This window comes from Stenotrophomonas sp. P5_A8, from assembly GCF_056400545.1.
Genome location: NZ_JBFULB010000070.1, coordinates 1 through 15414, shown reverse-complemented (window position 1 = coordinate 15414; position 15414 = coordinate 1). Strand labels below are relative to the sequence as shown.

The 15414-nt window shown below is 64.0% G+C and carries 19 protein-coding genes; all 19 read right to left on the bottom strand.

Annotated elements, in window-relative coordinates; genetic code table 11:
• Positions 1 to 2242, bottom strand: a 2242-nt coding sequence (locus tag AC1DQP_RS07455) for a TipJ family phage tail tip protein (RefSeq protein WP_478051351.1), incomplete at its 3' end; no start/stop codon positions are given.
• Positions 2239 to 2835, bottom strand: a complete 597-nt coding sequence (locus AC1DQP_RS07450) for a tail assembly protein (RefSeq protein WP_457319372.1) — start codon at positions 2833 to 2835, stop codon at positions 2239 to 2241. The genes AC1DQP_RS07450 and AC1DQP_RS07455, both read right to left, overlap by 4 nt.
• On the bottom strand, positions 2828 to 3565 hold the full coding sequence (locus AC1DQP_RS07445) for a C40 family peptidase (protein ID WP_457319371.1): 738 nt from the start codon (positions 3563 to 3565) through the stop codon (positions 2828 to 2830). Before AC1DQP_RS07445 ends, AC1DQP_RS07450 begins: the two co-directional genes overlap by 8 nt.
• 207 nt (positions 3566 to 3772) lie before the next feature.
• Positions 3773 to 4471, bottom strand: a complete 699-nt coding sequence (locus tag AC1DQP_RS07440; protein ID WP_457319370.1) for a phage minor tail protein L — start codon at positions 4469 to 4471, stop codon at positions 3773 to 3775.
• Positions 4468 to 4965 (bottom strand): DUF4376 domain-containing protein, encoded by a 498-nt coding sequence (locus AC1DQP_RS07435; protein ID WP_478051350.1) that lies wholly within the window; start codon positions 4963 to 4965, stop codon positions 4468 to 4470. The genes AC1DQP_RS07440 and AC1DQP_RS07435 overlap by 4 nt, the downstream gene beginning before the upstream one ends.
• 2 nt (positions 4966 to 4967) lie before the next feature.
• Positions 4968 to 6233, bottom strand: a complete 1266-nt coding sequence (locus AC1DQP_RS07430; protein ID WP_478051349.1) for a hypothetical protein — start codon at positions 6231 to 6233, stop codon at positions 4968 to 4970.
• 9 nt (positions 6234 to 6242) lie between these two features.
• On the bottom strand, positions 6243 to 6575 hold the full coding sequence (locus AC1DQP_RS07425; protein ID WP_457321335.1) for a phage tail protein: 333 nt from the start codon (positions 6573 to 6575) through the stop codon (positions 6243 to 6245).
• Positions 6572 to 9412, bottom strand: coding sequence for a phage tail tape measure protein (locus tag AC1DQP_RS07420; RefSeq protein WP_478051348.1), 2841 nt, complete (start codon positions 9410 to 9412; stop codon positions 6572 to 6574). The genes AC1DQP_RS07425 and AC1DQP_RS07420 overlap by 4 nt, the downstream gene beginning before the upstream one ends.
• 60 nt (positions 9413 to 9472) lie before the next feature.
• Complete coding sequence (locus tag AC1DQP_RS07415) at positions 9473 to 9793, bottom strand: hypothetical protein (RefSeq protein ID WP_457488446.1); 321 nt, start codon at positions 9791 to 9793, stop codon at positions 9473 to 9475.
• A gap of 30 nt (positions 9794 to 9823) precedes the next feature.
• Complete coding sequence (locus tag AC1DQP_RS07410; protein WP_457488445.1) at positions 9824 to 10084, bottom strand: DUF1799 domain-containing protein; 261 nt, start codon at positions 10082 to 10084, stop codon at positions 9824 to 9826.
• 47 nt (positions 10085 to 10131) lie between these two features.
• Complete coding sequence (locus AC1DQP_RS07405) at positions 10132 to 10434, bottom strand: hypothetical protein (protein WP_457319821.1); 303 nt, start codon at positions 10432 to 10434, stop codon at positions 10132 to 10134.
• Positions 10434 to 11105 (bottom strand): phage tail protein, encoded by a 672-nt coding sequence (locus AC1DQP_RS07400; RefSeq protein ID WP_457319819.1) that lies wholly within the window; start codon positions 11103 to 11105, stop codon positions 10434 to 10436. The genes AC1DQP_RS07405 and AC1DQP_RS07400 overlap by 1 nt, the downstream gene beginning before the upstream one ends.
• 67 nt (positions 11106 to 11172) lie before the next feature.
• Positions 11173 to 11526 carry a DUF3168 domain-containing protein gene (locus tag AC1DQP_RS07395; RefSeq protein ID WP_457319817.1) on the bottom strand — a complete coding sequence of 118 codons (354 nt, stop codon included), beginning with the start codon at positions 11524 to 11526 and terminating at the stop codon, positions 11173 to 11175.
• The gene (locus tag AC1DQP_RS07390; RefSeq protein WP_457319815.1) at positions 11516 to 11998 is read right to left on the bottom strand and encodes an HK97-gp10 family putative phage morphogenesis protein; all 483 of its coding nucleotides are present in this window, start codon (positions 11996 to 11998) and stop codon (positions 11516 to 11518) included. Before AC1DQP_RS07390 ends, AC1DQP_RS07395 begins: the two co-directional genes overlap by 11 nt.
• Complete coding sequence (locus AC1DQP_RS07385) at positions 11991 to 12341, bottom strand: head-tail adaptor protein (protein ID WP_457319813.1); 351 nt, start codon at positions 12339 to 12341, stop codon at positions 11991 to 11993. The genes AC1DQP_RS07390 and AC1DQP_RS07385 overlap by 8 nt, the downstream gene beginning before the upstream one ends.
• A complete protein-coding gene (locus AC1DQP_RS07380) occupies positions 12341 to 12649 on the bottom strand; it encodes a head-tail connector protein (RefSeq protein ID WP_457319810.1) in 309 nt (102 codons plus the stop codon). Before AC1DQP_RS07380 ends, AC1DQP_RS07385 begins: the two co-directional genes overlap by 1 nt.
• Positions 12640 to 13287 carry a hypothetical protein gene (locus AC1DQP_RS07375; RefSeq protein ID WP_457488443.1) on the bottom strand — a complete coding sequence of 216 codons (648 nt, stop codon included), beginning with the start codon at positions 13285 to 13287 and terminating at the stop codon, positions 12640 to 12642. Before AC1DQP_RS07375 ends, AC1DQP_RS07380 begins: the two co-directional genes overlap by 10 nt.
• Entirely contained in the window at positions 13284 to 14858 is a 1575-nt protein-coding gene (locus AC1DQP_RS07370; RefSeq protein ID WP_457319806.1) for a galactosyltransferase-related protein, read from the bottom strand. Before AC1DQP_RS07370 ends, AC1DQP_RS07375 begins: the two co-directional genes overlap by 4 nt.
• A gap of 60 nt (positions 14859 to 14918) precedes the next feature.
• On the bottom strand, positions 14919 to 15414 hold a 496-nt coding region (locus AC1DQP_RS07365; protein ID WP_478051347.1), incomplete at its 5' end, for a phage major capsid protein.

Sequence of the window (15414 nt, the reverse complement as noted above, 5' to 3'; positions counted from 1 at the left end):
CTGCCAGCGACGTCAGTGCCGGCGGCGGCGTGGTTTTGCCAGCGATGTCGGTCAGGGGGCTGAGCTTTGGCATGGAGGCCACGCCAAGGGCATTGATGGCCCTGACGCGGGCCAGATAACGGCCTGCATAGATCCCGGGCACGTCAAGGCTGGCCGTCGCAACCCGGCCGGCCCGGACCCAATCCAGGTCATCGCGCCGCCATTCGACGTCGTACGCGATCGCCTTGTCCGCCCGCTCCCAAGCGATGTTCAGGATGTGGCTGGCGATGCCCTGGTCGATCACCGACCGCGAGGTCAGCGCAACGCTGGCCGGCGGCGGCTGAACCGAAGGCGGGATGATGCTGATCGGCGGCAGCTCCAGCCGGGTGCCGTCATCGATCGCCGCGAACTTCTGCGGGACGTGGTGGATGCCGGTGATCCGGAAAGTAGTCGGCGTCTCCTCCGTGATCGACACTGCCCGGAACTGCTGGAGGGCCAGATCGGCGCTTTCAACACACCAGATCGAGTGCTTGACCGGAACAGCCGACCACGGCGCGATAACCCGCACCGTATTGCCCGTAACCTGCGCCACAGTGCGCGCCTCGGTGCGCCCCGTAGGCAGGGTGGCCCGAAGGGTGTCACCGGGGCCTATGGCCGGGGGAAGAGCATCGAGGGTCAGGGTATCGAGAGTGGCCCCCCGGATGCGTCCAGCGTTGCGGCGGCCAGCGCGGTACTTGTTGGCTACCTGGAAGACGTCGCCGGGCTGACAGATCATGCCCTCGAGCCCGACGACAAAGCTGATGGTTTCGGTCGCCAGATACTCCGTCCACAGGATGTGGTTGCCAACGCGCTGTGCCTGCGATCGCGAGTGGCAGCCGATCGCCGTCACCTCGATCTGGTTGATCCCGTACCGGGCCACGCCTTCACGATGGACGACCGTCTCAACCTTCTGCCGGCCGAAGTCGTCCGGATCGGACCACGATACAAGGGCGACGGTATGGCGGGCCTTGAGGCTTGTTCCCTCGTACCCGAACTTGCCATCGACCACGTTCGCTGCGGTGTAGGTGAAGATCGGATCCTGAGGCATGTCGCAGGAGGCCATCATCTGGCCGGCCGCGTAGAAGCTGACGCCTCGGAACATCGACGCCATGTCCTGCAGCACCTTGTAGGCATCACCCCGGGTCTGCATGTAGACGCTGGACACGAAGCGCGGCTCCCGGCCGCCCATGCCGTCGCTCACCAGCTGATCGCAATACTGCGCGATCTGATACAGCCGCCAGCGATCAACCCACGCCGCCGGGATCCGATGGCCCAGCCCGAAGCGGTCGTTGACCACCAGGTCGTAGAAGATCCACGCCGGGTTGTTCGTCCATGAAGGCTTGAAGGTGCCGTCCCAGATGCCGTTGTAGGTGCGCGTGGCGACGTCGTAGTTGCTCGGCACCTGAACGATGCGCCCCCAAATTTGGTAGGCGGTACTCGGCTTGGTCTGAAACTGGCTTGCGTCGACCTCGACCGCCGCCAAGGCGCAGTTCGGATAACGCAGCTTGGCATCGATCACTTCGGTGATGGACTCCACGTTCACCGTGTCGCCGACGGTGTTGCTGTTGGCGTTCGGCGTGAGGCGGCGCACGCGAATCTGCCAGCTCTGGCCAGCGGGGAGGTCGATGCGGTGGCTACGCTGATACAGGGTGGTCGTCTTGCCGGTGAACGCGTTGCTCAACACAGTCGAGGACGTGCTGCCATCGGTCGACAGGTCGATCGCATATCCGACGCTGTAGCCTTCGGTGTCGCCGTTCTCTGTGTTCAGCTTCTGCAGCGTCGGGACGCCAAAGCGAACTCGGATCGCCGACAACTCGCTGCCTGACACCGTTCGCACGACCGGCGTATCGGTCCGAAGCTCGACGCCAACGCCGATTTCGTTCTCGACGCTCGGGAAGCCTGGAATGTGCGACTGATCCTGCGTGCCCGAGCGAAGCTCCACTCGCACACCCTGAAAGTTCAGGACGCCGCCGGGGCCTTCGATCGGCACGCCGTCCAGGAAGATCGAACGGTTGCCATCCACCAGGCCACGAATCTCACCCTCGCTGATCAGGTCCAAGATGCGGGCGCGCGCGATGGAGCGCAGGCTGTCGGGGGTTTCCACAGGCTGGCGAGCCGTCGCCTCGCCCTTCTTCGCCCCTCGCAGGTCCACGATCGAAAGCGGGTTTGCACCAGCCTGCGAGGGGCCGTACGAATGCGGGGTTGCGACCGTCAATGCGCTCAAGTCTGATCCTCCGCCATGATGCCGCCACTGATAATTGCCGAGCCCACGTACATGCCTTTCTCGTCGTGCCCGCCGTATGCGAGCGGCACAGGGTTGCCTTGCGCCTGCGTGTTGACGGCACCGTTCATGCTGTAGCTCGGGGTGTTTTCTGGGCTGTCTTTGGCGCCGAGGTTTCGCGCCTGCGGCGCGAGCATTTGGGCAACGCCTCCCATGACCATGCCCACGCCAAGATTGATGAAGGGCTGTCCCCAACCGCCGGCGATGTTGCCGTAGATGCCAACGACGATCAGGACAGCGCCCACGATCGTCTGCAGTACGCCGGCACGCTTTGAGCCGACCAGCACCGGAGCGATGCGGATATCATCGTCGCCGGGTGGATCGTCAAGCTCGGCCTTACCGATGTTCCGGGAACCGACAAAGAAGGCGAACTCCATGCCCTTGTCCTTGGCTGACGCCAGGAACTCAGAAAAGCCCGGCAACTGCACCGACAGCGCGCGCACGGCCTCGGCAGGGTTGCTCACGACCAGGCGAAAGCGCCGGCCGAAGCGCGCGCCCAGCACGCCGTAGAGGCGAACCGTCCGCAGCTTATCCATGGCGCGCCTCGCGATGCCGGACGATGTAGCGGGTGCGCTCGGCCCAGTAGCCGCCGTAGATCACGCGCTCGGAAAGGCGACCCTGCAGGTGATGGAGCATCTGCCCGTCGCCCAGGTAGATACCGGCGTGATTGGGCACCTCAGCGCGGATCTGCATGACCACCATGTCGCCCCGCTGCGGCGCGTCGCTGATCAGCTCGAATCCCTCGGCCCGCAGTCGATCGAGGCTGTAGAGATCCTCGCCCTGCAGCCACCAATCGTCCGCCCTTTCGTACTGGCCGAGACGGATGCCAAGCTCGCGCGCGTGGAAATCCTGCACCAGCGTGTAGCAATCGAGGGTGCCGTGTGCGAACTGCCGGCCTACCAGCGGGGCCTCATAGCCGCAGGGACCAAAGCTGCGGACGTCGCCGCACTCGGGTACGCCGTCCACCTGGCCGACACTGACGATGTGCCACGGAAGGCCGCTTTTCTCGCAGATGACTCGGTCGGCATCCGTTGGCTCGGCCGATCCGTTGGGATGGCTGTGCACCAGCGCCAGCACCTCGCCGCGGTCCTCGGCGGCAATGTAGTCCTCACCCGGAAGCCGGAAGTTGTCCGTCGGCTTTTCAGCCGTGTTCCTGCACGGGATGTACTCCTCGCCCTGCGCGGTCAGCACCACCAGCCCGCAGCACTCCCGGGGATACTCGGCCACGGCGTGGGCCTGAATGGCTTGAAGGGTCGTCGTTTCCATATTTCGCCCATAGAAAAGGCCCGCCAAGTGCGGGCCTTTGGTAATTGGTGACGGTGCCCGGTGCTGATCCCCTGGTAGAGCTATGGCGTGGTCTTCTCAGTGGAGGTATCAGGGGCCTTACGTCTCGCGCCTCGGCCGCTCGTCCGTCTTCCTCCCTTCCCACGCCACCCACGCAGCAGTGGCATTCACCGTCGTTGATCTTTCGCGCTACGTCCGAAGGCGGCCGGAGGCGGGGAAGCCCCCATAGGGCAGTTCCTCGTTCTCGCCGAACCGGCGCTTGCAGCTGCGCAGCAGGCCGGGGCACACGTCGAGCGCCGGGTCGTCCACCGGGTTGTCGTTGATATCGAAGCAGGCGCTGCCCGTGTAACCGCAGTAGGGCCCTCGGTAGCCGCCCCGGATGAGGTGGCCACACGTCCCCGCGATGATCTGCCGGCCTGGCAGCTGCTCGCCGTTGAGGTCCGCCGCGGTGGACAGCTCGAACTCGATGTACTCGTCGGTTTCCGCCGCCTTGCGCTCGATGAACCAGATCTCGTCCTGGAAGTGTTCGGTCGGGTTGGCGGTAGGATTGCCGCCGGGAAAGTTGACCGCATCCAGGTACTTGACCAACGTCTGCCGGCGGATCAGGCGGGCCCCCACCAGGTCGCCGAACATCAGGCACATTGCCGTGATGGATCCGTCGAGGTTGCCAACCTTCAACCGGGGCGTCGGCGGCTGATCCCCTGTCCGGGCAAAGCCGGTCGCCTCGACGGGCCAAGGACCGTAGGCCTGCCCCTGCCAGAAGATCGGAGTCTCCTGCCGGTGGGCGTGGAAGAACAGTTGATCGGCCCCCATGCGGCTGGCGTCCAGTTCGAACCCCATAAAGCGAGCGCCTGGCTCAAGGCTCTGGATGTCAGCGGTGATCGTCATCCCGGCCACCCCTGAGTCACGTCGTACGCCTCGGCCTGTCCCAGCGTGTCGATCTCAGCGATCGCTTCGTGGTGCGCCCGCTCCGCCGAGAAGCACGCCTGCACGTGCCCTGAGATCGCCTGTGCGATCCCCTGCAGCTGCGCGGCGGTGAGCCGCACCCAGCCGCTTGCCGCCTTGAAGTCGACAGCCTCCAGCCCGCCAAGCGCGATCGCCGATAGCACGCCGCTGATGCGGTTCTGGTCGTCCAAGGTGGTGCCGACCCTCACCCCTCCCAACTCGACGCCGCCCGTTTCCTGCGACCAGCGCTGCGCGGTGGCCGCCGTGACCAGGGCGAGCTTCATTTCATCAAGGTTGCGTGGCGCGACCAGCGGCCGCGGCACGCCGCCGTCAGCCAAGAATTGCTCGTAACCCTGCCAAAGCGCATGTCCGCGCGGGATGTACGTGTAGGTGTCCAGGCAAAGGACCAAATCAGTATCGGTGGTCAATGCGTACATGCTTAAATTTCCGATTCAGCCACAAAGTGGAAGGAGCCGCCGTAGCGACCGGCTGCGTTCGTGTACGAAACCTGAAAACCGGTTTGGCCCACGGCAGCAACGTTACCGATTGCCACATTCGTGCCGTTGTCCTGGGAAACCTGGTTAAGCGCGCCATTCTCCGAGGCGTATATGCGCACTGCCGGGGTAGCCCGCTTGGTTACCGCGAATCTTTGAATCCAAGCGTTGCTACCCGTTCGCTGTACGGCCAGGAACTCACCACAGCGCCCCCAGGAGCTAGTGGTGCCGGGGTCCACGTCCAGCAGGTAACTTTTTTCGTAGTAACGCTGGCAAAGTGACAGTTCCAATCCAAGCGGTCGGAATTCAAAGCCCGTTGCTGTGCCACCCTCTTCCAATTGCGCTTGAGCAACTTCAAACAATCCTGTCTGTCCAGCCAAAGCGCCGCCGTACAGTGGAGCAGGACCGCAGTAATCCAGCACCACCAACATTCCATCATCGCCGGACGTTCCGATTGTCTTTCCTGCAACGCTAGGCAACGTGACAGTGAAACTGTATCGCTTGAACGCTGTGGTCAGGGTGACCACATTAGGCGCTTCCGTGGAAGTGGTAGTTGATCCGCCAGTGCCGAAGAGCTGTAGCGCGCGCATCMCCATCTTCTTTCCAGCGACGTTGCTGCGCGCCCACACTGATAGCGTTACCGTCTTCCCCGCCAGCGTGCCAGCGCCCTCAACCTTTTGACCCACGTAAGCGGATGAGTTGTTGTTAGGCACGCTGGCAATGTTGTAGCCAAGGAACCTGCGGGAACCTGGGATCTCACCGAACGTCGTGCCGCCGACACCCCAGTTGCCGTTGACGTTGACGAACCCGCAAATCCAGCGGTCCATGGTGTAGATGGCTTCCACGGCGGCACTTGTCCGGGAACCCGTCACGCCGCGCTGAGAGAAGTCGAAGTTGCCGTTGATCAGCAAATTCTTGCCGGGGATGCGGCCGGCGATCGCGGTGTCGACCAGGGCAGGAATGGTGGCCACCGCCTGCTCGAGCTGCTGCTCTGCCTGGGCGACCTTCTCATCGACGTCCTCCAACGCGGTGTCGACTTTCTCCTCGATCTCGGTTTTGAGCTGCTCAACGTCCTCAACGATCGTGCTGATGCTCCCGACCGCCTCGTACAGTTCATCGAAGTTGGCGTTAGCCTTTCCGAATGCCGTCGGGAACGGATCGCCGGTCCACCCCGGGTGCGGGGTGGTGATGTCGATAGTTTGCTTTGCCATTTCTTGCCCTTATGGCTGGTATGTCTGTTCAAAGGTGGCGGCGATCGTGTAGACTTGGCCGCCCTGCCCTGAGTCGCTGTAGCCGTCACATTGGTAGTAACCCGGCCCGCCGAAGGGTGGGGTCCAGAGGAACGATTGGCCGATGTGCGCGACGATGAACGCAACGATCGGTTCCATCTCCGCTTTAGGCCCGCCGAACTTCAGCTGGTACTTGCGCTTGATGGGGTTGATGCCGTCCGGTGACGATTGGGAGTAACCGTCACCGAACACGGTCCGCCGGACATCGCCCGCTGTCTCGCCGCCGCTCTCGCTCAGCGGCTGCCACTTGAAAACGTCGGTCATCCGCCGGTCCTCATGCGATGGAACACGCCGCCAGGGCGCATCTGGTCGGTTGCCCAAGCGTTCGCCATGCCGGTGAAGCTCCGGCGCACATCCTCACCACTGGCCGGCCCGTTGCCATTCGACTGGGTGTTGCTCGATCCGTCGCTGGCGATGTTGAACTCGGTGTTGAACTGGAAGGACGCTGCACCGCCACCGCCCGTCGCTGCCACGCCCAAGCGGCCATCCGAGGTACGCCGTAGCGGCATGATCGCCTCCGGGCCGGCCTCACCGAATACGCCCGCACCCTTGGCAAAGGCGAACATCTGCGGTTTGTCGTAGACGCCACCGGAGTACGCAGACAGGCTCGGCGATACCATCGCCCCGCCCTTCGCAAAGCCGGTGATTTGCGGCCCGAATGCCTGACCGATTGCTTGGATCCCCGCCACGATCGCCTGCTTGGCTGCGATGCGCGTCAGGTCAGCAATGATCGAGTCGGCCATGTCCGAGAAGGAGAATTTCCCGGTCTTGGCAAATCGGACTGCCGCGTCCTCGGCACCCGTGAAGGCATTGACCATCAGGTTCTGGGTCATGCCGGCGGTATTGGCCGCCTCGTCGCGGTAATCCGCCCAGGCAGCGGACGCACCATTCAGCCAATCGGATTGAGCTGCCGCCATGTCGGCGTAGCCATCGCGGATGACGCGCACACGCTCATCGGTTGCCGCCCGGACCTTGGCGATCTCTTCGTCGTACAGGCTAGCGTTTGCGGCGTCCGATGCCTTCTTGAGCGCAAGCTCGGTCAAGCGTTCCGCCTGTTCGCGGTATACCTCGTTTACCCGCTGCTGGATCTGGTACTCGCGCTCACCCGCACCCACGCGATCTACCATCGCCGCCATCTGCTGCCGGAGCGCACGGGTGCTGGCATCCAACGCGGCCTGGTAGCTCACCAGCGCTTCACTCCTCGCAGCCGCCGCCGCACGCTCTTGCGTCGCCAGCGCCTGCAGGCTGGCGGCTCCTTCAAGGCGGACCTTCGCTAGCTGGGCTTCCAACTGTCCGATCTGCCGACCGACCGTGATCCCTTCACGCCCGGTGCTGGACTGCGTCCGGAGGAAGGCGATCTGCTTCTCCAAGGACGCGGCCTCGGCCGCTGTGCCCTGCTGCGACAGCTCACGCATGCGACCGTAATAGGCCTCGGCAGTGATCTGCCGCGCCTGGAACTCGGCCTGGAGGGTCTTCGTACTGGCGGCAATGGACGCCTTCTCTTCGACCAGGTCGTCCTTGTAGCCCTGCAGTCCTGCCGTCCTGGACGCACCAGCAGTGGAACCGCCCTTGGGCTTTTCCTTGTACTTCTCCCGGATCGCCTCGATGGCCTTCTGCTTCCGCTCCTCTAAGCCAGCCACCGCCGAGACGAGGCCAGCGGCCTTGGCCTTCTCGATCGCGATGTTCGATTCGGTTTCAACCTTGGCGATCGCGCGCCGCTTTTTCTCCTCCTTGGTCGCGCCGTCATCGATGATCTTGTCCAGGGCGGCGGCGGTGGTGACCGCTGCCGACTGAGCGCTCTTGATTCTTGCCTCGGAGGCCTCAGCCGTCATCTGGGCGGCGATTTCCTTGATCTTCTTGGCATTGGTTTCGATTCGAATCCGATACGAATTGATGGTGTTGAAATTGCCCCCTGCTGACTTTGCCTGCTCCATTTCAAAGACAGCCTGGCGATTGTCCCGGAGCAGTGCCTGCATTTCGTCACCACGAGATGACAGCCCAACGGAGTTCTTGAGCGCGGCCCACATCTTGTTGGCCTTGATCGTCGTCTCGTCCATGCTCTTCGAGAGCCAATTCTGGCTCTCGCGGACGCGGTTCAGTGCCTCAACGGTTGCCTCGGAAGCCGCCTTGGTCGCTACGGTCGCAGCCGCCTGGTAGTTGCCCTGCTCCTGCAGCGCGCGCACTTGGTCATAGAGGGAAAGCGTCAGGAAGTTGCTGCTTTCATTGAGCTTAAGCACGGCGGCTACAGGCTCGTCAGCCAGGCGAGCATATGCGGAAACCGTCTGATCGAGTGACGCGCCGGTAAGCTGCTGCATTGCTGCCGCCGCGCGCGCCACCAATTCCATGTTGTCGCGCGTGATGCCGCCGGTATTGATGACCTGGAGCGTCGCCTCCCTGGCCGCGCCTGCGGTTATGTTCAGGCTGTTGGCGATGTTGGCCGAGGTGGACGCGAGTTGGCCCTCCGTGGCTCCTGCTTGGTAGCCGGTGAGAACAAGGGCCTTGGTGTATGCCTCAGCGTCCTTTTGAGCCGAGTACCACGCCAAAGCAAGCACACCGACCGCTGCCGCTGCCACCGAGTAGGGGTTGACCAGGGCCATGAGACTTGAGCCAAGGGCTCGAGCCGCCGGCACCACGCCCCCGAACATGTCCTTCAACTGTCCGCCCTGCTGGAGCAAGACGGTCAACGGCCGCTGCCCGCCCTGCAGGCTGACGGCGATATCCGTAATCTGCGCCGGCACACCGCGCATGGCGGCTGCGGTGGCCTTCGCGGACATACCGTAGTTCACCAACTGGGCGTCGCCAGCCTTCATCGCCGCGACGCTGGCGTCCAGCTTGGCCTTGAGTTGATCCTGAACCTTACCGGTCGTCTGCTGCTCGATGCGCCAGCGAATGACCTCCTCTCGGCTCTTCCCGAGGGTGGCGATGTTCCGCTCCAGCGCCGTAACTTGGCGGCTGGTGGCGACAACCTGCCGCGCAGAGCCCTTCTCCACTTCGGTGGCAAGGGAGGCGACCGACTGCTTCGCCGCATTGACGCCGGGCTCGACTTTGCTGTTGTCGATTTCGATGTCGATCCTGGCGGTGCCGATGCTCTCTTGTGCCATTTGCATTTGCCTCGGGCATAAAAAAACCGCCCGAAGGCGGTTGATCTGTGAGTTGTTCGATTACTTGGGTAGCGACCCTATTACCACGTCGTTACCCAGCGATAGGTAGTCAACTTGCTTCGTCGCTTTTGAATAAGTGCACGTAGCTGATACATCAAGGAGTGCACCGAAGTTGTTCTGCAGGCGCAGCCCATCACCCCGCTTCCAGTTGATAAACACAATCTCCTTTCCGCTCGCGACGTCTCCCGGGCTTGGGATCACAGCCGCCGATGGGTTGGTCGCCTTCTCTTTGATCGCCGCCTTGCAGGCCTCAACGGCCTGGCGCTCGCTGCAGCCCGTCAGCGCCAATGCCGCCAGCGCCAGAACAATCCACTTAGCCATCGCCAAGCCTCCTTGTGTAGAGGCCCGATTCTAACCGCTGTGGATTTGCTCCAGCGCCGCCGACTCGATCACGGCAATTGCACCGAGGAGGTCGTCTCTGTCCGCCCCCGTGACACCGTCACGGTCCAGGTTGGCGTACAGGATGCCGTAGTCCAGCCCGATCGGGCCGCCGCCGCCGCACCGCCACTGGGTGGTGATTCGGCGGAAATGCTCGATGGCGGGCCAAAGCTCTGGCCACACTGCAACTTCTGGGGCTTGGTAGTGCTTCGATCTCAGCCCCAGAGCGGCCAACTGATCGGCGGTCGGGGCCCGCCAGTACAGCGCCCCGACCGCCTCAATCAGTTTTTTTCCAGTTCAACCCGGCGGGCGCGGTGGTATGCCATCAGCAGCCCCTCGCAGATCCCGGCGCGCTCATCTTCGAAGTCCATGATGCCTTCGACCGACAGGGGGTAGTCGGCGTCCCACTCATCCACCACCAGGAAGACAAGCTCGGCCAGGTTCTTCCCATCGTCCACCGCCGCGCGGTACTCCTTGCCGTTGACGTTCCGGAACTTGACGTCCAGCTTGAACTTCTCGCCGGTGCCGGAAAACGACAGTTTGGCCGGGATCACAGCCGGCGCTTCACCCTTCTTGACCGCCATCAGGAGCCCTCCTCCTCGTCAGCCGAAATGAACGTGTGGTCGGAGTTGATCGAGAAGGTCGCGGTGTTCTGCATCGGGTTGTTCGCGCTCAGGCTCGGATCCGCGTCGAAGGACAGGTAGCCGTAGTAGTAGAGGACGTCGCCGTCGGGCAGGCGCGCGCGCAGCACCACCGGCTGCTTCTTGCGGTCGGCCTTCTTCGCGGCCTGATACCAGGGCAGCTTCGGGTCGAAGTACAGCGGCAGGTTGAACGTCTTGGCGTTCTTGATCGTCGGCACCTGGCGCTGGCGGCCGCTGCGGTCCTCGAGGAACACGCCATTCCAGAACTGCTGCTCGCCACCGGAGGTGGACACGTCGCCCTGCTGGCTGAAATCGATCCAGTCGGTCACGCGCAGCAGGCTGCCGGGGCCCTGGTCGGCGGGGAAATCGTCGGTATCGGTGGTGTCGATGCCCCGCAGCGGGATTGCAGTGCCGCTGGAGCCGGCGACCGCGACGCGATCGTTCAGCTCCGGCCAGGCCGACCGCACCACCAGGACGTCGCCCTCGGAGATGCCGCTGCCGGCCGCGACCGTGGCGACGGCGGGATTTGCGTTGGAGATTGCGGTGGCAGCGACCGCGGCTGCAACTGCGGTGCTGATTCCCAGCACCGTACCGTTCGGGAACTTCAAAGCCATGGTTGTGCCCTCCTTTGGGCATAAAAAAACCGCCCGAGGGCGGCGTGTTGATTGTTTGGCGGGTCGATTAGGCGGGATGCCAGAGCCCGAAGTCCTGGCGCGTTCCGTACTTCTTGATCGCTGGCTCGTAGATAGCGGCGAAAGCCCCGTATGTCTCGCAAGGCATCGGCGATTGCACAAGCGCATGGGCCACGGCGCGGGCGAGCTGGTTCGCTTCCAAGCGCGTTTTAGCCCATACGTTGACCTGCAGCCGAGCATGTTCGTGCCCCGGCAGCGTCTTCTCCAGGTACTGCAGAGACCGTCCGCCCACCTGCTGATAGGTGATGAAGGGGTAGACGGACGTATCCGGACCGACGTCCGGGTAGAGCCTGCCGTCCACCAACCCCTCAAGGAGCGCGGTAATCGTGGCTTCAAGGCTCATCGTCGGCACCCCCATCACCCGCGAGAAGCTCCTGCAGGCGCTCCCGGCCGCGCTTGGTGGCCACCTGCATCAGACGGTTCCGGGTGCCTTCGAAAGCCGGCCGTAGGAACGGGTGCGGCGGTGTCCACTTCGGCTCCGGAAGGCGATCCCGCGACGCGCGCCAGAGTCCGTCCTCACCCTGCACCAGTTCATTGACGCGCCAGTGACCGAACTCGACCAGGTGCCCGTGCGGTGCCTTGCGGCCGTTCCAGCTGACGCTATAGACGACCTTGGATTCGGTCGATTGGGCATCGCGGTAGGCAAGGTAGATCGCCGCCTTGAGTTTGCCGCTCTTCACCGGGGCCAGCGCTTTTGCCTCGTCGCGCACGATGCTGCCGGCGGCCACACCCATGGATCGGGAGACGCTCGTAGCCGCAGCGCCGAGCCGGTCCAAGCCGGCCAGCGCGCCGCTCAGGTCGATCTTGTTAGCCATCGTTGCCGCCCTGCTCGCAAAGGATGTAGGCCCTGTCGCGGTTTCGGTAGTCCCGGGCAATGCCCTTTACCTCGAACACGTCACCGTCATGAACGATCCGCATCCCTGCATCCACCCCCAGGGCGCGCGCGCCGCTGAAACGCACCAGGAAGCTGTAACGGGCGATCGAGGCCGGCGCGTCGCCCTGCACCGATGAACGAATCGCACCCATGCCGGTTTCATTGCCGATGTCAGCCATCAGCGGACCGACGGGAATCCAGCCGTCGACCGGCTGGCCGGCCTCGTCCCGGATCGTGCCCGGCTTCTGCACCTCGATCCTCCGGTTCAACTGTCCTGCGCGCATCAGAATGCCTTCCTGTACCAAAGCAACCGGGCAAAGCCCAGCTGCACTTCATTGGATACCTCGCCGATCACCACCGCCTCGCGGTTGGCGACCCAGTGCCCGACCAACAACAGCGCCGCTTGCACGACATCCGGGGTTAGGTTCATCTCGCTGATATCCGCCGGCTCGCTTTCGACCAGCCGGCGGTCGCAGTGCTGCTCCACATGAGCCAGCGCGGCGGCCACGTACTGCTCGAGCAGCGTGTCTTCGATATCGGCCAGGACGTTGCACTGCTGGCGAACCAGATCAAGCGGAATCGTTACAGCCATGACTTGCCCTCCTCGGGAAACGCCGGCTTGCAGTGCTCAGGGCCAACGCAGGAGGGCAGCCGCCAGGCCCGGCGCGGCTCCGTTCGGGGCTTTCCATCGGGGTGATGCTCGACGCTGCTCCCGTCTGCATGGTCGACCAGTGACGGAACCGGGTAGACCACCTGCCGGCCGGTGAAGGATGTCCAAGCCCGGCCGATGGCGAAGTCCGCCGGCAGCGTGTGGGACATGCGCTGCAGGACGAGGGCGACCCGCTCCGGCGGGACCGAGTAGGCCACGCCATGGAGCAGGTCGGGCATCACCAGAGAGTCGCCGCCCCGCCGGTCAAGGTCTTCCATTCGCTCCCGTATCACCGCCTGGTACTGGGGTGGGCGGCCGGTGCCCAGATAAAAGCTCACCAAGTCGTCAGGGAATCGGTCGATCACACGTTGAGCGGCGGCTAGGAAGCCCGCCACGGGCTGCGCATCATCCTCCAGCACGATCACCCGCTCTTGCTGCTCTGCGGCCCAAGCGAGCGCCCTGCGATGGTTCCACGCTGCACCGTTGCCTTCGTGGTCCATGAACACCGACGCCCCCAGCGACGACGCGAGCGCGTAGGCCTGCCGGCTGCGGCTGTAGTGCGCGACAACCGCGATCTTCATAGCTGCGCCCTCACCAATTCGGCCAGGTCGGCGTCCGGATCCATCCGGAGCTTGCCGTCCTCGATCACCACCGACACGGGCACGCGGAGCGTCCCGCTTCGATAGATCGCGCCGGCGATGCGTATCTCGAAGGGCAGCGTCACCACGTCCAAAGCAGCGGCCGGCGGCTCCTCGTCGCGACTCGACGCCTGTGGCACCTGCCGCTCAAACGGCGTGGAAAGCAACTTCCGGATCTTCTCCACGTCCTTGCGGAATTGCGGCGACGATCCCCAGGCGTTAACGGTGTCGTGGTCCTTCCGGTTGACCTCGGCCGCATTCGCCTCCCGATAGGTCTGATCTTCGGCAACCCCTGCGCCCTTGCGCGAGTAGTGCATATGCTCGATCAGGACGTGATCGAGCCAGTACATGGAGCCCGTGGCTTGTGCCAGGTACTGCCAGGCGGTGTCGATGCAAAGGTGAATCAGCCCTTCCGGGCCCACGTAACCAAGCTCCCGAATCTGCCTGGCGCCGATCGCTGCCCAGGTGAACTTCTTGTCCTTCCGCAGCCCATCCGGCCCGGTGGCGAAGCCGGCGTAATGGTGCCGCGCCAGCTCGTCGTCCAGCAGGAAGTCCCACCCCGGCGTGACCATGACATTGTCGTCGCCCGCGAACACGAAGGTGTCGTAGCGATCGATGTTGTCGATCGCCAGTTCGTTCCACCACGCGTTCAGGCGCTGCCTTGGCTTGACCACGTAGGTGACGCCCGGCAGGCGGGGGTAACTCGCCTCGTCGTCGGCATCCAGGCCAACCAACAGGTCCACGGGCCAGAGCGCGGTCTGCTGCATCGACTTCCACAGCCGCTCCACGTTCGCCGGCCGGCCCCGAGAAGGCGCGACCACCGCTACGCGCGGGGGCTGCGCGCGCATGCGCTCCAGCAGGCCAGCACGGGAGGCAATCAGCGCCCGCATGGCTGCAGGATCGCCCTGCACCGCCTGATAGGCCCGGGTCCGAGCCATATTTGCCGCGTAGTGCGGATTGACCAGCCGCTCCGCGCGATGGCCCAAGCTCACCGCAATGCCCAGATGCCGGTGAACCCCAACCAAGGCCGCAGCCGCGGCGACCGTCTGGTCGTCTTCGCCGCCCCAGCCTTCGAAATACTCATCCACGCCACCAAAGGCGCGCCATTGGTCTGGCCGGACCGCGTATATGCCACCGGTCGAGGCGAAGCCTCCAGCGCGCGGGAATGACACGTTGGCCGCGAATGCCTCGGCCTCAACCCCGTTCAACACGACGCACGTCTCGAAGGGCAGGTGCAAGCCACCGGCTTGAAACGCTTGCTCGGCCGCGCTTCGGAGCGATGCCGAGCGGGCCAGCACGTCCGCATCGTTGATGATCACCACCTCAGCGCCTGCCCGCTCGGCCTCGACCACGGCCAGGTTCCGAGACTTGGCCCGGCTGAACACGTCGCCGCCGGCATCAACCGTGATCAGCTTCCAATCTGGAAAGTGCGTGGCGAAGTGACGCTTTACCGCCTCCAACCATTTACCGCGGCCGGGCGACTCACGCCACGGAACAGCTACGACAACTCGCATAGATCCTCCATCTGAGAGGCTCCCCCTCCGGTGAGGGGGAGCTGTCCTTGCCGTTTGCTGTTACGAACCGGCCGACTGACCGAAACGGCCCTTGACGAACGCGTTTTCGCGGCGCATCGCCAGGCCCAGGCGCTCTTCCACCAGCAACACGCGCTGGTTCTTGATGAAGTCGTCGTTGATCATGCCCATCTTGACCAGGAACGACATGCGGTCGTAGATCTGCGCGCCACGCTGGAACGCGCCGACCAGGAACTCGCCGCCCTCGTCGCTGTCGCCCTCATCCATGCTGTCCGAGCTGATCACCGGGCGACCCCACAGAATCGGGGTGACGAAGCCTTGCAGGTTGGCGAACAGGTAACGGTTCTGGGCGTCCTTCTCGAGCTCGATGTTCATCCAGTCGAGATCGGTCATCACCGTGGCGTCGGCCGCCAGCTGCGACTGCTTGCGCACCTGGTAGATGGCACGACGGACGGTGTCGATCGCCGTGTCGCCGCTCTTGCTCAGTGCCGCATTGAAGTTGCTGGCACGGGTCATCAGGCCGTTGAGGTTGTTGCCC

Excerpts from the sequence above, each read along its gene's own strand:
- AC1DQP_RS07435 (WP_478051350.1), bottom strand. The coding sequence starts at position 4,965 with ATGTACGCATTGACCACCGATACTGATTTGGTCCTTTGCCTGGACACC.
- AC1DQP_RS07440 (WP_457319370.1), bottom strand. The coding sequence starts at position 4,471 with ATGACGATCACCGCTGACATCCAGAGCCTTGAGCCAGGCGCTCGCTTT.
- AC1DQP_RS07390 (WP_457319815.1), bottom strand. The coding sequence starts at position 11,998 with ATGGCTAACAAGATCGACCTGAGCGGCGCGCTGGCCGGCTTGGACCGG.
- AC1DQP_RS07415 (WP_457488446.1), bottom strand. The coding sequence starts at position 9,793 with ATGGCTAAGTGGATTGTTCTGGCGCTGGCGGCATTGGCGCTGACGGGC.
- AC1DQP_RS07445 (WP_457319371.1), bottom strand. The coding sequence starts at position 3,565 with ATGGAAACGACGACCCTTCAAGCCATTCAGGCCCACGCCGTGGCCGAG.
- AC1DQP_RS07380 (WP_457319810.1), bottom strand. The coding sequence starts at position 12,649 with ATGGCTGTAACGATTCCGCTTGATCTGGTTCGCCAGCAGTGCAACGTC.
- AC1DQP_RS07405 (WP_457319821.1), bottom strand. The coding sequence starts at position 10,434 with ATGGCGGTCAAGAAGGGTGAAGCGCCGGCTGTGATCCCGGCCAAACTG.
- AC1DQP_RS07385 (WP_457319813.1), bottom strand. The coding sequence starts at position 12,341 with ATGCGCGCAGGACAGTTGAACCGGAGGATCGAGGTGCAGAAGCCGGGC.
- AC1DQP_RS07450 (WP_457319372.1), bottom strand. The coding sequence starts at position 2,835 with ATGGATAAGCTGCGGACGGTTCGCCTCTACGGCGTGCTGGGCGCGCGC.
- AC1DQP_RS07400 (WP_457319819.1), bottom strand. The coding sequence starts at position 11,105 with ATGGCTTTGAAGTTCCCGAACGGTACGGTGCTGGGAATCAGCACCGCA.
- AC1DQP_RS07375 (WP_457488443.1), bottom strand. The coding sequence starts at position 13,287 with ATGAAGATCGCGGTTGTCGCGCACTACAGCCGCAGCCGGCAGGCCTAC.
- AC1DQP_RS07425 (WP_457321335.1), bottom strand. The coding sequence starts at position 6,575 with ATGACCGACGTTTTCAAGTGGCAGCCGCTGAGCGAGAGCGGCGGCGAG.
- AC1DQP_RS07370 (WP_457319806.1), bottom strand. The coding sequence starts at position 14,858 with ATGCGAGTTGTCGTAGCTGTTCCGTGGCGTGAGTCGCCCGGCCGCGGT.
- AC1DQP_RS07395 (WP_457319817.1), bottom strand. The coding sequence starts at position 11,526 with ATGAGCCTTGAAGCCACGATTACCGCGCTCCTTGAGGGGTTGGTGGAC.
- AC1DQP_RS07420 (WP_478051348.1), bottom strand. The coding sequence starts at position 9,412 with ATGGCACAAGAGAGCATCGGCACCGCCAGGATCGACATCGAAATCGAC.